The following is a 259-nucleotide window of genomic DNA, read 5'->3' on the forward strand; positions in this document are numbered from 1 at the left end:
CAGCCGTGTGCCAATGAACGATGACGTTCCGGCTACTTTCAGTGATGGCTCAACTACCAAGACAGTTGACGGTGTTGGTACATACACAGTAGCAGCAGATGGAACAGTTACATTCGTACCAGAAAAATCATTTGTCGGAACTACACCTGCTGTAACAGTTGTTCGTGAAGATATGAACGGAACCAAGGCATCAGCGACTTACACACCAACAGTGACACCAGTAACTCCGACAGCGACACCAGCTGAAACAACTGATATC

1 protein-coding gene is annotated in these 259 nt (G+C 47.1%); it reads left to right on the forward strand.

The annotated features are described in order from the left end of the window. The coding region (locus tag HMPREF2619_RS10280; RefSeq protein WP_148130399.1) for a hypothetical protein at positions 1-259 on the forward strand (259 nt) is incomplete at both ends.

The organism is Streptococcus sp. HMSC074B11, assembly GCF_001808705.1.
Lineage (GTDB): Bacteria > Bacillota > Bacilli > Lactobacillales > Streptococcaceae > Streptococcus.